We start from the raw sequence: 15699 nt of genomic DNA on the forward strand, positions 1-15699 counted from the left end.
TTATCCCATGACCGTTCACGACTGCTATCACTGGATTGCCCTGAGGGTTATCCCCCTGATCGGCACCATCACCTTTCATCGTCTCGTGCGCCATTTCGGCACGCCGTTTGGGGTGCTGCAGGCCTCGGCCGACGAACTGCGGCAGGTGCCGGGGCTGCATGCGGCCGCCATTGCTTCCATCCTTTCCTTCGACCCGCGGCCGATTGCCGAGCGGGAATGCCTGGCGATCGAGCGCAGTGGGGTCCGGATCGTCACCTGCCAGATGGGGGAATATCCGCCGCTCCTGCGGGAGATCCACGATCCGCCACCGTTTCTCTATGTTAAGGGGAGTCTCGACGGGCTGGGGATGGCCCTGGCCATTGTCGGTTCGCGGCGCGCGTCCACCTACGGCGTGACCACTACCCGCAAACTCGCCGCCGCCCTGGCAGGACAGGGGCTTGCCGTGGTCTCGGGAATGGCGAGGGGGATCGATACTGCGGCCCACGAAGGGGTCCTCCAGGGCGGGGGCCATACCGTGGCAATCCTCGGCTGCGGGGTCGACGTGGTGTATCCCCCGGAGAACCGCAGCCTCTACAACGAACTGGTGGAAAAGGGGGGGCTGGTGTCTGAATTTGCCCTGGGAACCAGGCCGGCCCCGGAACATTTTCCCCGCCGCAACCGGATCATCAGTGGCATCTGTCGCGGGGTGCTGGTGGTCGAGGCAACCGAGAAGAGCGGCTCGCTGATCACCGCCCAGTACGCCCTGGAGCAGGGGCGGGACGTCTTTGCCGTTCCCGGCAACATCACCTCGGCGGGGAGCCGGGGCACCAACCTGCTGATCAAGCAGGGGGCCCGGCTGGTGGAGTCGGTGGAGGATATCGTGGAAGAGCTGGCGCCGGGCCGGCCCCATACCCTGCCAGTCGCTGCCGGGCCGGAGCTGACTCCCGATGAGGCCCTGCTGTACAACCTTCTTGCCGACGGGCCGCTCCAGATCGACGAGATTCACGGGCGAAGCGGATTGACAGTAAGTGTCCTTTCCGCTATGTTACTGCGCCTGGAATTGCAGGGAGTTGTGATGCAACTCCCCGGAAAAACGTTTGCTTTGTCGTGAAACCCACGTAACCACTCAACCGAGAACAAAAGAGCTTTATGTCAAACAAACTCGTCATCGTCGAATCGCCGGCCAAGGCCAAAACCATCGAGAAGTTCCTCGGTCCGGGCTACAAGGTCCTCGCCTCCTTCGGCCACGTGCGTGCGCTCCCCAGCAAGCAGGGTTCGGTGGACATCGAAAAGGACTTCACCCCCAAGTATGCGGTCCTGCCGGAGAGCAAAAAGCATATCGATGCCATCAAGCGGGAGCTGAAAGACGCCGGTACGCTCCTCCTGGCAACTGACCCCGACCGGGAAGGAGAAGCAATCTCCTGGCATCTTCTGGCGGCACTCGGGCTCGACGGGAAGAAGTCGACGGTTGAGGTGCAGCGGGTGGTGTTCCACGAAATCACCAAGGACGCCATCGTCCACGCCGTCCAGAACCCCCGTTCCATCTCCCTGGAACTGGTGGACGCCCAGCAGGCCCGTTCCATCCTCGACTACCTGGTCGGTTTCAACCTCTCCCCCTTCCTCTGGAAGAAGATTCGCTACGGCCTCTCCGCCGGCCGGGTCCAGTCGGTGGCCCTGCGCCTCATCTGCGAGCGGGAGCTGGAGATCCAGGCGTTCCGGGAGCAGGAGTACTGGAGCATCGCGGCCAAGCTGAAGAACGGCGGCGGTCAGCAGTTCTCCGCAAACCTTGTTGAGGCCGCCGCCAAGAAGCTGGACAAGTTCGACATCCCCGACAAGGAAGCGGCCGACCGGTTGCTTTCGGCGCTTTCCGGCGCCACCTACCGGGTGGACAAGGTCACCAGGAGCGAGCGGAAGCGGACGCCCTCCCCGCCGTTCACTACCTCCACCCTCCAGCAGGAGGCGGCGCGCAAGCTCGGCTTCTCGGCCAAGAAGACCATGTCGACCGCCCAGAGGCTGTACGAAGGGGTGGCCATCGACGAAGGGACCGTCGGTCTCATCACCTACATGCGTACCGACAGCGTGGTCCTCTCCAACCAGGCGCTGACCGAGGCCAAGGAGGTGATCCAGAGCCTCTACGGCAAGGAGTACGTCCTGGCGAAGCCCCGCTTCTTCAAGAACAAGGCGAAGAACGCCCAGGAGGCCCACGAGGCGATCCGGCCGACCTATATCAGCAAGACACCTGCCGAGCTGAAGAAATACCTGCCACCGGACCAGTTCCGGCTGTACGACCTGATCTGGAAGCGGACCGTTGCCTGCCAGATGGCCGAGGCGCTCCTGGACCAGACCTCGGTGGACATCGGTGCCTACCAGATGGTGGCAAGCCAGCTTGCTGTGGAGAAAGGCACCGACAAGGGGTTCCGGTTCCGGGCAGCCGGGACGGTGATCCGCTTCCCCGGCTTCATGAAACTCTATATCGAGGGGATTGACGACGAGAGTGAGGAAAGGGAAGGGACCCTCCCGCCGCTGACCGAAGGGGAACCGCTCAAGCTGGGCGAGCTCCTGCCGGAACAGCACTTCACCCAGCCCCCTCCCCGCTACACCGAGGCGACCCTGGTCAAGACCCTGGAAGAGTACGGCATCGGCCGCCCCTCCACCTATGCCTCCATCATGAACACTTTGCTGGAGCGCAAATACGCCCGGCTGGACAAGAAGCGGTTCTTCCCGGAAGATGTGGGGATGGTGGTGAGCGACTTGCTCACCAAGCACTTCACCCAGTACGTGGACTACAACTTCACCGCCTCCCTGGAGGAGGAACTGGACCAGGTCTCCCGGGGGGAAAAGAAGTGGAAACCGTTGATGGCCGAGTTCTGGGGACCGTTTTCTTCGCTCCTGAAGCAGAAGGAGGGGGAGGTCTCCAAGGAGGACCTGACCACCGAGGCGCTGGACGAGGCGTGCCCGGAATGCGGCAAGCCGCTGGCGGTAAAGCTCGGCAAGCGGGGCAAGTTCATCGCCTGCACCGGTTATCGGGACGGGTGCCGTTACACCCGGCCGCTGGAAAAGGATGGCGCCCCGGAGGTTGCCGAGCCGGAGCTTTCCGAGGAAAAGTGCGACAAGTGCGGCAGCCCGATGCTGATCAAGGACGGCCGCTACGGCAAGTACCTGGCCTGTTCCGCCTATCCGGGCTGCAAGAACATCCAGCCCCTGGTGAAGCCCAAGGGGACCGGCATCACCTGTCCGGAGTGCAAGCAGGGTGAGTTGACCGAGAAGAAGTCCCGTTACGGCAAGATGTTCTACTCCTGCAACCGCTATCCCGAGTGCAAGTTCGCCCTCTGGGACCCGCCCCAACCCGGACCCTGTCCCACGTGCGGCTTCCCGCTCCTGGTGAAGAAGGTCTACAAGCGGGAGGGGGAGTTCCTCAAGTGTCCCAAAGAGGGGTGCGACTACAAACTGGGGGGGAAAGAAAAATAGGAAGATGTGTGCGAGGCGGGGAGCGATCCCCGCCTTTTTTATTGTTGAAGGTGAGGGAGGTATTCGGCTACCAGTTCTTCGACCAGATTCGCTTGAAGGATGTCTCTTTGACGCTTCATCGGGTCCCGGTCAAGCTGTTCAGCCATCCATCTTTTGAACCTGACGAAGGCCAATGGAGAAATAGTGTTCATCCTTGCCATGTGGCCGGTCGTGGATACGATCATCGCAGAAAAGCGTGGCCCATCGAGCAACAGGTCAGCATTCCGTGCAGGTACTGCATAGAACTCATCATCCTCATCTGTCAGTCGCAGAGGGTGGGGATCGCCGTCTTTCGGTTCCCTTCGAATGATATCGACTTCAAAGCCCCTGCTGTTGACGGCAGTGTATTTCTGGTCGTTACGGATTTTAAAGGTGGAATCCACCTTCTGGATCAGCTTCAACATCGATGTACCCACACTGGTCATCTGTGCGATAAAACTCAGGCGCTTCCGGGTATCCAGAAGAAGGTCAATGTCCTGGGTTGCCAATGCTGCCGCTTCTCCAAAACCAACGCCTGCCGCAGCTTCATAGGCGTATAGGGCATGAGTGCCGATGACCGTGAAATAGTCCGAAAGCCGCTCTTTGGCGAGCTTGTTTAGTATGTCGATGAGTATACGAGGCGCCCGGCCGACAAAAAGCGCTCGGTTCATCCGCTGTTGTCGCTCAAGCGCGCTGGTGAGGTCTGAGAACCTTTGCTCAGCCTCTGTTTTCCTCGCGGTGAAATCTTGGTAGATTTGTTCTGTCTTCTCTGAGCGAAGACCAATACTTTTTTGGGCGTTGCTGGGCGAAGTCCGGATCAGGTATTCCGCTTCACCATGTCGCTTCCAATACATACCTCCACGTACTTCGGAAGCAGTTTTTCGGGCATCTTCCCAGGCCGTGAACGTTGCCTGAGCGTCGATATATTGGCGCCTGGCATCTTCACCTATATCAATCCAATGGTATCTTTTCCGTATTTTCGCCATGTTTTAACTTTTATACGGAAAATAATTTAAATTCAACTAGATAATCCTGACCGCATTGACACGTGTTGGAAGATTTCCAGCAGGTTCCTTTGTGATGAGTTCCCCACGCGGGACCCGTGCCCGTTCAAGGGAAAGAAGGGGCAGGTGGTCCTCGATCAGATCAGGACCGTGGACAAGTAGAAAATCGTGAGGGGGCAAAATTCCCGTTGAATCCTTTCGCCCCCTCATAGTGCCCAGTTTCAGGTAGTGGCCACAAACTTCCTGCCAACTCGACCTTCTTCTGCTCAATAGTGATTGATCTCCAGATAACCCCGCCAAGCACCAATAGACATCCACGTAGGCATGTCCAGCCTTTCGGGCTCATCGTTTGCGGGAGTCGCAGGATGGGTAGCCCCCGATGTTTCCGTGGAGCATTTAGCCTGCTTCCGGTCGTCCCGGTAAGAATCTGGTGATGGTCGCTTGCCGGTACTCTTTCCGTTTACAATCCTGCTGCTGCATTGTGACGCGTTCATGGCATTTCCTCCGTACTGTTTGATCTTGACCAAACTATACGCTTCAAAATGGCCGTTTCAAGTACAAAATTGACAAAAGTGTATGTAATACAGCGTGTTACGGTGTGTTTTGTTTTGGGCAGTGAACTGGCTTTTTGCAAGTGGACGCTAATGAGTGGGGCGGGTGTACGTGCGGACATAACTGCCTGATATTTATTGTAAGAAATCAATAACAATACAATAACAATATTATATGATCTTGTTGAACTGTGGCGTCTCTGTCGGTGAGAAAAAATGAGTTATTTTTATTTATTTTCATGCCGCCATATTCAGAACATCCTTTTGAACAGAGAACTATTGCTGCCTTTTGTGGCATCGAACGTCGGGATATCCGCTTCCATCCACGACCGGCGCGTTTTGGGGTAGGGCAATGGTACCGTTTTATTTGTTTTTTAACGGCAATTGTGCTATCAACCCTCGTGAACCCTCCTTATTCGGCTTTGCCGGAATCAACCGTTCCCGAAAATCCTGGACCGGATCTCCGCAAGGCATGGCAAACATTACTCACATGACAGATGCCATTACAGTTATCGGCGGTGGCCTGGCCGGCTGCGAGGCCGCCTGGCAGGCCGCCCGGCGCGGTGTTAGCGTCACTCTGCACGAGATGAAGCCGGCGAAGTTTTCGCCGGCCCATTCCCTTCCCGGACTGGCCGAGCTGGTCTGCTCCAACTCCCTGCGGGGCGAGTCCCTGGAGAACGCGGTCGGTCTCCTGAAGCAGGAGCTCCGCCGGGCCGGCTCGCTCTTCATGGCTGCGGCCGATGCCACCAGGGTCCCGGCCGGCGGGGCGCTGGCCGTTGACCGGGAGCTCTTCTCCGCCGCCATCACGGAGAAGATCGACAGTCACCCGCTCATCACGGTCGTGCGGGGAGAGGTGGCCGCGCTCCCTCTCGATGGAACCGTGGTCGTCGCATCCGGCCCGCTCACCAGCGACCCTCTGGCAGTAGCACTGCAGCGGCTCACCGGCGAGTACCTCTATTTTTACGACGCCATCGCCCCCATTGTCACGGCCGATTCCCTGGAGATGGACAAGATATTTGCCGCCTCCCGCTATGGCAAGGGGGATGGGGACGACTATCTGAACTGCCCGCTCGACCAGGAGCAGTACGACCGCTTCGTGGCCGAGCTCCTGGCAGCCGACAAGGTGCCGGCCCGGGAGTTCGAGAAGGTGGTCCACTTCGAGGGATGCATGCCGATCGAGGAGCTGGCATCCCGCGGCCACGACACGCTCCGCTTCGGCCCGATGAAGCCGGTGGGGCTGGTCGATCCCCGCACCGGCCGCGAGCACCATGCCGTTGTCCAGCTCCGGGCCGAAAACCGCGAGCGGACCCTCTTCAACCTGGTGGGGTTCCAGACCAAGCTCACCTGGCCCGAGCAGCGGCGGATCTTCCCGCTGATCCCCGGCCTTGGCCGGGCAGAGTTCGCCCGCCTCGGCTCCATGCACCGGAACACCTTCATCAACGCTCCCCGGCTGCTGGAGCCGACCTTCCTGCTGAAGGGGGAGCCGCGCATCTTCTTCGCCGGCCAGATCACCGGGGTTGAGGGGTATGTGGAGTCGGCCGCTAGCGGTTTCCTGGCCGGGATCAATGCGGCACGGCTGGTCCGGGGTGAAGCCTTGACCCTGCCGCCGCCGGAGACGGCACTGGGCGCACTGGTGCATCACATCACCAATACGGACGCCCGGCATTTCCAGCCGATGAACGTGAACTACGGCCTCTTCCCCGACCTCCCCGGCCGGGTGAAAAAGAAGGAGAGGCGGGCCAGGCTGGCCGAGCGGGCAATGATGGCGTTGGACGACTGGTTGGGGAATCTGTAGGGGCGCGGTTGCCGCGCCCGGGCGGGGAGACCCCGCCCCTACGAGGCGATTTATGGACAAAGACAAGGAACGACAGGAAATATCGGTGATCGGCCGTCTCTTCTGCCTGGAGGCGTTGATCTTCTTCATGGGGCTCTTTTCGCTGGGCTCAGGACTCTATACCGGTGAGGCGATCCAGCTCTTCTGGGGGGGGCTGATCATCGTCGGTGCGGTTGCCCTGCATTTTGTCCGCAAGAAGGACTGGAAGAAGCACTGGGCCGAGCAGGAGGAGTTCCAGCGGCGGATGGAAGAGAGGCAAAAACGGCAAAAGGAAGAGAAAAAACATGGCAACTGAGATCGTCCTTGCTTCTGCGTCGCCCCGTCGGGCCGAACTGCTGGAGTCGGCCGGCATCCGTTTCGTGGTGGTGCCGGGACATATCGACGAGACTCCGTTTCCCAATGAGCTTCCCGCCGCCCATGTGCTCCGCCTGGCCGGGGAAAAGGCCCGGGATGTCGCCGGGCGTGAGACCGGCCGCTTCTTCATCGGCGCCGACACGGTGGTGGTCTGCGACGGTGAGATCATGGGCAAGCCGCGTGACGACGGCGATGCCGTCCGGATGCTCAGAAAACTCTCCGGCGTCGCCCACGAGGTGATTACCGGCTTCGCAGTCCTCGATCGGGGGCAGGGAACGGCGGTGAGCCGGGCCGTGACCACCCGGGTCTTCTTCAAGCCGCTGGCTGACGCCGAGATCGCTGCCTATGTGGAGACCGGCTGCCCCCTGGACAAGGCCGGGGCCTACGCCATCCAGGGAGGTGCGGCCTATATGGTGGAGCGGATCGACGGTTCGTACACCAATGTTGTCGGCCTGCCGCTCTGCGAGGTGGTGGGTGCCCTGCGCACACTGGGTGCTGTTTGACATCAGTCCCGTTAGCGGGGAGAATTGAACGGTTTTCGCCATGTCGATCGAATCGAAATTGACAGAGATACGGCACCGGATTCGCGCTGCCGCACTGAAGGTTGGCCGGGACCCGGCGTCGGTCCGCCTGGTGGCGGTTTCCAAGACCAACCCGGCGAACCTGGTGGATGAGGCGGCCCGGGCCGGGCAGCGGCTGTTCGGCGAGAACTACGTGCAGGAACTTGCGGTCAAGGCGCAGTCAGTGACCGAGCCGGTGGAGTGGCATTTCATCGGCCATCTGCAGAGCAACAAGGTGCGGCAGATTGCCGGTGTGGTGACCATGATCCACTCGGTGGACCGCTTCTCCCTGGCCGAGGAGATCGACCGGCAGTGGGCAAAGCTGGGTCTCACCTGCGATGTGCTGGTGCAGGTGAACGTTGCCGGCGAGTCCACCAAGAGCGGCACCACCGCGGCGGCTGCGGTGGAGCTGGTGACGGCCGTTGCCAGGCTTCCTTACCTGCGGGTCAAGGGGGTGATGACCATGCCGCCGTTCTTCGACGATCCGGAAGGTAGCCGTCCGTATTTCCGGGCGCTGTGGGAGCTCGCGGAGGAGATCGACCGGCTGGTCATTCCCGGCGTGACGATGACCGAACTCTCCATGGGGATGTCGGGCGACTTCGAGGTGGCCATCGAGGAGGGGGCGACCCTGGTCCGGGTCGGCTCGGCCATCTTCGGCGAGAGATGATCGGAAGGAGGGTGGGACGTGACGCAGACGGAAGCGGAAGAACTGCTGGCCAAGGGGCTTGAGGCCCTGGCGCACAATCATACCCACCTGGCCATGACCTGCCTGGAGCAGGCGGCCCGCTACGAGCGGACCTCCATCGTCCTTTCCCATCTGGCCTACTGTCTGGCAGCCAACGGCCGTGATGCCGGCCTGGCGATCGAAATGGCGAGCGAGGCGTTGGCCCAGGAGCCGTACAATCCCATTTTTTGTCTCAACCTGGGGCGCATCTATCTGTTGGCCGGCCGGCGGGGTGATGCTGTCCGCATCTTCCGCCAGGGGCTGGTCTACACCAAGGATCGGACCATCATCGACGAACTGGAAAGGCTCGGCACCCGCAAGAAGCCGGTTTTCCCGGGGCTGCACCGGGATCATTTCCTCAACAGGTTCCTGGGGCTTCTCTTCAACCGACTCGGCCTGCGCTGACGCCTTTCCCGTTTCCTTCCCTCCCGGTTATCTGCTATAAGAGAACCTCCAATAAACCAGGGAGGTTTTGAGTTGAAGTTTCTCCGTCTGATCCTCGTTTTTGTCCTGTTTGTCTCCGCTCACAATGCCATAGCCGCCACCCCGCCCGCACCGGTCAGTGTCCCGATCCTGCTCTATCACCGCTTCGGCGCCACGGTGGCCGACGGCATGACCATTACCACGCCGGTATTCGAAAGCCATTTGAAGTACTTGCGGGACAACGGCTACACGGTGATCCCGCTCCGGCGCCTGGTGGACTGGTACCTGAAGAAGGGACCGGCGCCGGCACCCAAGTCGGTGGTCATCGTCGAGGATGACGCCCACAAGTCGGTCTACTCCGACATGCTACCCCTGGCGAAAAAGTACCATGTGCCGGTGACGGTCTTCATCTATCCGTCGGCCATCTCCAACGCCAAGTATGCCATGACCTGGGACCAGCTGCGGGAGCTGAAGAAGAGCGGGCTCTTCGACTTCCAGTCCCATACCTACTGGCATCCGAACTTCAGGAAGGACCGGAAGAAGATGAAGCCGGCCGAGTTCGACAAGTCGGTGACGATGCAGCTCACCAAGTCCAAGGCGCGGATCGAGAAGGAGCTGGGGGTGAAGGTCGATCTCCTGGCCTGGCCCTTTGGCATCTACGACGACGACCTGCTCCGGCGGGCCGCTGCCGCCGGCTATGTGGGAACGTTCACCATCGAGCGCCGCAATGCCACAGCCGGCGAACAGGTGATGAAACTCCCCCGCTATCTCCTGATCAACGCCGACAAAGGCGCGGCCTTTGCCCAGCTGCTGGTAGGGAAGGGACCGAAGCGGAACGTAGTGTATTAGAGGCGGTGACTGGGGGCTCGTGACCGGTGACTAGTGAAGAGCGATCCAAAAAACATCCTTGCCCCGACTGCACCTTTTGCCAGTGGTGCGGTGACGATCGCTGCCGCCTTTGCCGGGGAACCTGTGCGACTCCTCGCAGCAAGTTGTCTCAGGCAGAACAGATCGCTCTGTACGATGCCATCAACGATGTCGGCAACAATACGCATGCCGATGAAACCCTGGACGAACTACGGGGGTATGGGCTTCGCATCGCCCAGCCCATCCATGGCTACCGCTTTTCACTCGATCCGCTTCTCTTGTGTGATTTTGGCCTGCCGCGCCCCGGGGAGCGGGTTCTCGATCTGGGAACCGGGTGCGGCATCATCCCGCTCATGCTGGCACGCCGCGTGGCAGACCTCGAATTGGTCGGGGTTGAGTATCAGCAGGCAATGGCCGACCTGGCCCGGCGCAACGTGGCAATGAACGGCCTGGCAGAGCGGATCACCATTCTCCACGAGGATGTAACGGCCCTGACCGGGCATTTTCCCGCTTCATCCTTTGACAGCGTGCTGGCAAACCCGCCGTTCCGTAAACAGGGGACCGGCCGGCTGAGTCCGAAGGCAGGCCGGGATCTGGCGCGACATGAATCGTCTGCCGGACTCGCCGAATTCCTGGCAGCCGCCAGGTACCTGGTCAAACCGGGCGGGAGGATCTGTTTCGTCCATCTGCCGGCCCGGCTCGGGGAGTTTCTGGCGACGGCCGCCACCCTCAAACTCGCCCCATTGCGGCTGCGTCTGGTCCACGGGGCGGCGACTGCCGATGCCAGAATGTTTCTCATCGAGCTGGCCAAGGGGCGGCGTGGTGAACTTCAGGTGCTGCCGCCCCTGATCACCCGGGGTGATGGCGGCGATTACTCGGCAGAGGTTTCACGGATGCTGACGGGAGTGTGATGCTGTGGTGAGGTGGTGGGAGCGTTGACGACCAGGCCGGAAACCGCACTTAGTCGTCCTTGCTCATCAGATGTCTGCGCATAAGGGCTGCCAGTTCGTCACGCAGTTCGTTGTCCCCGACCAGCGATACCTGCCGCTCAATGAACTGTTCCTCCTCGTTCGTGAGGGGGCGGAAATGTACCTGTTTCGCAGTGGCAAGACGTTTGGCCGGCTGTGGGTTGCCTGCCTTCAGATAGATCTCCCGCACCAGATCTTCACCGGTCTTCTCGTTCAGCCGGGTGATGATCTCCCCTTTCAGAAAGGTGAGCTGCTGCAGCCATGGGCCGCTGGCAACGGTTACGGTGAGAACGCCGTCACGGATGGCGGTCGGTCGGGCGCGGCGGGCGACCTGCGGCCCGACAACTTCATCCCACACCTGCCAGATGGCGATTTCCCTGAGGAGTCTGGCCGCCGGCTTGCCGCCGAAGACGCTGGCCAGCAGGTCTGAGACCCCTTGAGGGCGGGGCATCCTTGCACGCTTGGCGCTTGTGGCCCGCCTTTCCGGTGCAGTCCGGTCGTGCCCATGATCATCCTGCGCCATTGAGCCGCCTGCGGACCCGGCCGCCGATGAGCTGGCCAACGACGGCTCCGCCAATCGTGAAGGGGATGAATTTCCAGCTGAAGCCTGATTTGATGCGGATGTAGATGATCAGGGGGATGGAGATGTGGACGTAGAAATACCAGGCAAAGGTGAATTTGTCACAACCTTGGCGGAAATAGCCGAGCGGCAGGTTGACGATCAAGGCGAGGAGGATGACTCCCAGGAGGAGCAGGTATACGTGCATGAGCGACCTCTTGGAGGCATCTTACGGGTCCCGGAAAGGTTTGTCAATCCGCTTCCCCTTGCATAAATGTGATCTTCTGTGGCAGAGTTGGCATCGGAACGGGAGAGGCAGATGGTAGCAGACAACGACTTTGTGGCGATATTCAATTCAATTCACCGGGTGATGAAGGCCGAGCGACTCCTCAAGGAGTGCCGGCTCCCGATCCTGCTCATACCTGCCCCCAGGGCGGTCAATACCGATTGCGGCCTGGCAATCAGGTACGGGGTGGCGGCGCGGGAAGAGGTGGAGCGGACATTGGCAGAGAACGGTCTTACCCCGGAAAAGGTCTTCGTGAAGCAGGGCGAGGAGTATCTGGAGCAGTAGCAATGTTGCCGAGAGGAACCCAAGAATGAAATCAATCGATTGTCGTACCATGTCATGTCCCTTACCGGTGGTGACCGTGAAGCGGGCTCTTGAAGCGGGAGGAGGCGAACCGCTGACCGTGCTGCTGGACGATGGCGCACCACGGGAGAATGTGGCCCGTTTTGCCGCCAGCCGCGGTTACAGTGTCAGTGAAAGCCCGATCGACGACGGCTTTTCCCTGGTCATCAGCGGACAGCCGACACAGCCGTCACCAGCCGTAGTCAACCGCCGGGCCGCACCGGTTGTGCTGGTGACATCGGATCGTCTGGGTGACGGGCCCGAGGAACTGGGGCGGCTGCTGATGAAAAACTTCATCATTACGCTGCTTGATCTGGCCGAACTGCCGGACCGAATCTTTTTCCTCAACAGCGGTGTGTTTCTCACCACCGAGGGGTCGGAACTGCTGGAGGCCCTGGAAAAGCTCGGCAACCGCGGCGTGGAGGTCTTTTCCTGCGGGGTCTGTCTCGACTTTTTTCAACGAAAAGACCAGCTAAAGGCGGGGAGCGTGACTAATATGTTCACCATCGCCGAGGCACTGGTGCTGGCCGGCTCGGTCATCCGTCCATAACCTTACTAAGCGGGCGGGAACGGTTCCCGCCCGTGCCCAACTCCCCGTTTTGCCTTGACATCGTCCGCTCCTCCCTCTATTCTGCGTTGTTCCGTTCTTCCTGAAAAATGTCCGTGCAGGAGTCATAGATGAAGCCACTTTTTCTCAATCCGCCAACATTTGAGGATTTTGACGGCGGGGCCGGTGCCCGCTATCAGGCCTCCCGTGAAGTTACCTCCTTCTGGTATCCGACCTGGCTCTGTTTCCCGGCCGGGATGATCGAAGGGTCGCGGGTGGTGGACGCCCCGGTGCAGAAGTTCACACTGGAGGACTGCCTCACCATTGCCAAAGATTTCGACATGGTGGTGATGTATACTTCCACCCCCACCCTGCAGATCGACATCGAGACCGCCCGGCGCATCAAGGAGAAGAAGCCGGGAATCGTTACGGTCCTGACCGGCCCCCACGTCACGATCCTGCCCGAGGAGTCGCTTGCGGCCGGCAAGGGGGCGATCGACATCGTCTGCCGCGGCGAGTTCGACTACTCCACCAGGGAGCTCTGCGAGGGGCGGGAGTGGGAGCGGGTGGACGGGATCAGCTTTATCCGGGGCGGCAAGACGGTCCATACGCCGGACCGGCCCCCCATCGAGGATCTGGACGCGCTTCCTTTTGTGGCGCCGGTCTACAAGCGCGACCTGCCGATCAAGGAGTACGTCATCCCCCACTTCCTGAATCCCTACGTCTCCATCTATTCCAGCCGGGGGTGCCCTTCCCATTGCATCTACTGCCTCTGGCCCCAGACCTTTTCCGGCCGGCGGATGCGTACCCGCTCCCCGCAGAATGTCTATGAAGAGATCAAGTGGATCGTGGACAACATTCCGGAGATGCGCGAACTCTCCTTTGACGACGACACCTTCACGGCGGACCGCAAGCATGCCCGGGCCGTGGCAGAACTGATAAAGCCCCTGGGGATATCCTGGACCATCAATGCCCGGGCCAACACTGACTTTGAGACCCTCAAGGTCATGCGCGAGGCAGGACTCCGCCACGTGGTGGTGGGGTTCGAGAGCGGTAACGAGCAGATCCTGAAGAACATCAAGAAGGGGGTCACCAAGGACCAGGCCATCGAGTTCAGCAGGAACTGCAAGAAGCTCGGCCTCTCGGTCCATGGCGCCTTCATCATGGGGCTTCCCGGCGAGACCAGGCAGACCATCCAGGAGACCATCGAATTTGCCAAGCGGATGGACCTGAACTCCATCCAGGCCTCCCTTGCCTCCCCCTATCCGGGTACCGAGTTCTATGAGCTCTGCAAGCAGGAAGGGTGGATCGCCTCCGACACCTTCCTGGACGAGACCGGCCACCAGTCCTGTGTCATCAACTATCCCCACCTTTCCAATACCGAGATCTTCAATTCGGTGGAGGAGTTCTACAACAAGTTCTACTTCCGCCCCAAGTACATCGCCCGGAGTGTCATGAAGATGATCACCGATAGCGGCGAGCGGAAGAAGCTCCTCAAAGAGGGGAAGCAGTACCTGGAGTACATGAAAAAAAGGAAGCAGGCGCAGCAGGGTAAATGAAGCAGCTGATCGTCAATGCCGATGACTTCGGGCTCTCATCCGGGGCCAATAGCGCTATCATCAAGGCCTGGCAGGAAGGTATCCTCACCAGTGCCTCCCTGATGGTCGGCGGCAAAGGGTTCGATGAGGCGGTCACGCTGGCCCGGGAAAACCCGGGACTGCAGGTGGGGCTCCACCTGACCCTGGTGCAGGGGCGGGCGGTGGTGGAACATTTCACCTTTCCGTCCCTGACCGATCCTGCCGGGAACTTCCCCGTTGATCCGGTCATGGCCGGGATGCGGATGTTCTTCCTGAAGCCGCTGCGCCGGCAGCTGAAGAGCGAGATCGAGGGACAGATCCGCCGCTTTCTCGATACCGGCCTCCCCCTTTCCCACATCGATGGCCACCTCAATATCCACATGCACCCGACGGTGTTCGATATCCTTGCCGAACTCATGCCACGGTATGGCATCTCCTCCTTCCGCCTGAGCCGTGAGCGGTTCGGGGTCGATCTGCAGCTGGCACCGTACCGCCGCCTGGGGAAGATGGCCGACGCCTTCATCTTCGGACGGCTGGCCGAGCGTTGCCGGCCGGAACTGGATCGCCGGAAGATTGCCTATACGGTAGAGGTAAAGGGGCTCCTCAATTCCGGCCGGATGACCGAAGAGTACCTGCTTAAGGCACTGGACGTCCTGCAGGATGGAGTGACCGAGATCTACTTTCATCCCGGCTGCCAGCCGGACGACGAGCTTGCATTCTGGATGCCGGATTACCGGCACGAGGCCGAGCTGTCGGCGTTGACGAGCCCGATGGTCCGGGAAAAGCTGACCAGGCTCGGGATAGAACTACGCAATTACCGTGGAGAGATCAAACATGCTTAAGACGTTTATCATCATGCTCCTTGCAGTTACTGCCGGCACGGTCGGCGATATCCTTCTGGCCAAAGGGATGAAGGAGTTGGGCGACATTTCGGCCATGAATCTGCGCGGCATACTGAATGTCGCGTATCAGGCGCTCACCACTCCGAAGCTGATCATCGGGACCGCCATGCTGGCGATATTCTTCTTCCTCTGGCTGGCGGTGCTTTCCTGGGAAGACCTGTCCGTGGCGCTGCCCATGCAGGCGCTGAACTATGTGCTGGTGGCCTTTCTCTCCCAGTATTTCCTGGGCGAGATCGTGACGCCGCTCCGCTGGGCCGGAACAGTCCTGGTGTGCGTAGGGGTCATGATGATTACGCGGAGCGGCGGGGCCTAACGCGGGACGAGTCCGGCCTTCGGGCGAAAAGTGCAGTGTGGGTGAAAACTAATCATAAAACTTCTTGACGGATGGATATCAAAGGAGTAAAAACGCGATTCCTTGTTAACGACGGTCCGCAAGGGGATGGGGCCGGGAGGAAAAAAGAGACGGCGCAGAAAAAAGAGTTTGACAAGGGGATCGGTTCTGAAGTATAAACGCGATTCCTTGTCAACGACGGCCTGCCAGGGGATGGGGCCGGGCAGAAAAAGATTGGCGCTGAAAAAAGGTGTTGACAGGGAAAGCGGATCTGAGTATATTGCGAAGTCTGCTGACGGCAGGTTGGTCTTTGAAAACTAAATAGCAGATAGCTAAGCGAGTGGGTTCTCGAAAAACAAGAAGAGAACTGCAAAGAGCAGTTCAGACTTATTCAGTACAAACTGG

The 15699-nt window shown here is 60.1% G+C and carries 18 protein-coding genes; 15 read left to right on the top strand and 3 right to left on the bottom strand.

The features are described 5' to 3' along the window. Nucleotides 1–7 precede the first annotated feature (7 nt). Both dprA and topA read left to right on the top strand, forming a co-directional pair. A complete protein-coding gene (dprA, locus tag JN12_RS18165) occupies nt 8–1090 on the top strand; it encodes a DNA-processing protein DprA (RefSeq protein ID WP_145025413.1) in 1083 nt (360 codons plus the stop codon). A 38-nt stretch (nt 1091–1128) separates the two neighbouring features. Further along, a complete protein-coding gene (topA, locus tag JN12_RS18170; RefSeq protein ID WP_145025415.1) occupies nt 1129–3447 on the top strand; it encodes a type I DNA topoisomerase in 2319 nt (772 codons plus the stop codon). A 38-nt stretch (nt 3448–3485) separates the two neighbouring features. On the opposite strand, the gene JN12_RS18175 is transcribed toward topA, so the two are convergent. Then, on the bottom strand, nt 3486–4451 hold the full coding sequence (locus JN12_RS18175) for a GSU2403 family nucleotidyltransferase fold protein (protein WP_145025417.1): 966 nt from the start codon (nt 4449–4451) through the stop codon (nt 3486–3488). 775 nt (nt 4452–5226) lie between these two features. Here JN12_RS18175 and JN12_RS18185 point away from each other — a divergent pair. The 8 genes from JN12_RS18185 to JN12_RS18220 all read left to right on the top strand — a co-directional run bounded on the left by JN12_RS18185 (nt 5227) and on the right by JN12_RS18220 (nt 10693). Continuing rightward, entirely contained in the window at nt 5227–5514 is a 288-nt protein-coding gene (locus tag JN12_RS18185) for a hypothetical protein (RefSeq protein ID WP_145025419.1), read from the top strand. Further along, on the top strand, nt 5511–6815 hold the full coding sequence (trmFO, locus tag JN12_RS18190) for a methylenetetrahydrofolate--tRNA-(uracil(54)-C(5))-methyltransferase (FADH(2)-oxidizing) TrmFO (RefSeq protein WP_145025444.1): 1305 nt from the start codon (nt 5511–5513) through the stop codon (nt 6813–6815). Before JN12_RS18185 ends, trmFO begins: the two co-directional genes overlap by 4 nt. 52 nt (nt 6816–6867) lie before the next feature. Next, a complete protein-coding gene (locus JN12_RS18195; protein ID WP_145025421.1) occupies nt 6868–7149 on the top strand; it encodes a hypothetical protein in 282 nt (93 codons plus the stop codon). Next, on the top strand, nt 7139–7711 hold the full coding sequence (locus JN12_RS18200) for a Maf family nucleotide pyrophosphatase (RefSeq protein WP_145025423.1): 573 nt from the start codon (nt 7139–7141) through the stop codon (nt 7709–7711). Before JN12_RS18195 ends, JN12_RS18200 begins: the two co-directional genes overlap by 11 nt. Before the next feature lie 40 nt (nt 7712–7751). Then, the gene (locus JN12_RS18205) at nt 7752–8435 is read left to right on the top strand and encodes a YggS family pyridoxal phosphate-dependent enzyme (RefSeq protein WP_145025425.1); all 684 of its coding nucleotides are present in this window, start codon (nt 7752–7754) and stop codon (nt 8433–8435) included. A gap of 18 nt (nt 8436–8453) precedes the next feature. Beyond that, nucleotides 8454–8897: a tetratricopeptide repeat protein gene (locus JN12_RS18210; RefSeq protein ID WP_145025427.1), complete on the top strand. Its 444-nt coding sequence runs from the start codon at nt 8454–8456 to the stop codon at nt 8895–8897. Between the two features lie 72 nt (nt 8898–8969). Then, on the top strand, nt 8970–9764 hold the full coding sequence (locus JN12_RS18215) for a polysaccharide deacetylase family protein (RefSeq protein ID WP_170242055.1): 795 nt from the start codon (nt 8970–8972) through the stop codon (nt 9762–9764). A gap of 143 nt (nt 9765–9907) precedes the next feature. After that, nucleotides 9908–10693 carry a tRNA1(Val) (adenine(37)-N6)-methyltransferase gene (locus JN12_RS18220; RefSeq protein WP_342795419.1) on the top strand — a complete coding sequence of 262 codons (786 nt, stop codon included), beginning with the start codon at nt 9908–9910 and terminating at the stop codon, nt 10691–10693. A 49-nt stretch (nt 10694–10742) separates the two neighbouring features. Here the strand turns inward: JN12_RS18220 and JN12_RS18225 are convergent, their stop codons facing one another. Together JN12_RS18225 and JN12_RS18230 are read right to left on the bottom strand one after the other, a co-directional pair. Continuing rightward, the gene (locus JN12_RS18225) at nt 10743–11273 is read right to left on the bottom strand and encodes a DUF721 domain-containing protein (protein ID WP_145025429.1); all 531 of its coding nucleotides are present in this window, start codon (nt 11271–11273) and stop codon (nt 10743–10745) included. Then, nucleotides 11260–11517: a hypothetical protein gene (locus JN12_RS18230; protein WP_145025432.1), complete on the bottom strand. Its 258-nt coding sequence runs from the start codon at nt 11515–11517 to the stop codon at nt 11260–11262. The genes JN12_RS18225 and JN12_RS18230 overlap by 14 nt, the downstream gene beginning before the upstream one ends. A 111-nt stretch (nt 11518–11628) precedes the next feature. Between JN12_RS18230 and JN12_RS18235 the strand changes: the two genes are divergently transcribed. From JN12_RS18235 to JN12_RS18255, 5 genes are all read left to right on the top strand, one after another. Next, entirely contained in the window at nt 11629–11880 is a 252-nt protein-coding gene (locus tag JN12_RS18235; protein WP_145025434.1) for a DUF3343 domain-containing protein, read from the top strand. Nucleotides 11881–11905: 25 nt separating this feature from the next. Continuing rightward, complete coding sequence (gene yedF, locus JN12_RS18240; RefSeq protein ID WP_145025436.1) at nt 11906–12487, top strand: sulfurtransferase-like selenium metabolism protein YedF; 582 nt, start codon at nt 11906–11908, stop codon at nt 12485–12487. Nucleotides 12488–12615: 128 nt separating this feature from the next. Continuing rightward, complete coding sequence (hpnJ, locus tag JN12_RS18245) at nt 12616–14043, top strand: hopanoid biosynthesis associated radical SAM protein HpnJ (protein ID WP_145025438.1); 1428 nt, start codon at nt 12616–12618, stop codon at nt 14041–14043. Continuing rightward, nucleotides 14040–14903 carry a hopanoid biosynthesis-associated protein HpnK gene (hpnK, locus tag JN12_RS18250; protein ID WP_145025440.1) on the top strand — a complete coding sequence of 288 codons (864 nt, stop codon included), beginning with the start codon at nt 14040–14042 and terminating at the stop codon, nt 14901–14903. Before hpnJ ends, hpnK begins: the two co-directional genes overlap by 4 nt. Then, nucleotides 14896–15276 carry an EamA family transporter gene (locus JN12_RS18255; RefSeq protein ID WP_145025442.1) on the top strand — a complete coding sequence of 127 codons (381 nt, stop codon included), beginning with the start codon at nt 14896–14898 and terminating at the stop codon, nt 15274–15276. The genes hpnK and JN12_RS18255 overlap by 8 nt, the downstream gene beginning before the upstream one ends. The last annotated feature ends 423 nt before the right edge of the window (nt 15277–15699 follow it).

It is taken from the genome of Geobacter argillaceus (assembly GCF_007830735.1).
Classification (GTDB): Bacteria; Desulfobacterota; Desulfuromonadia; order Geobacterales; family DSM-12255; genus Geomobilibacter; species Geomobilibacter argillaceus.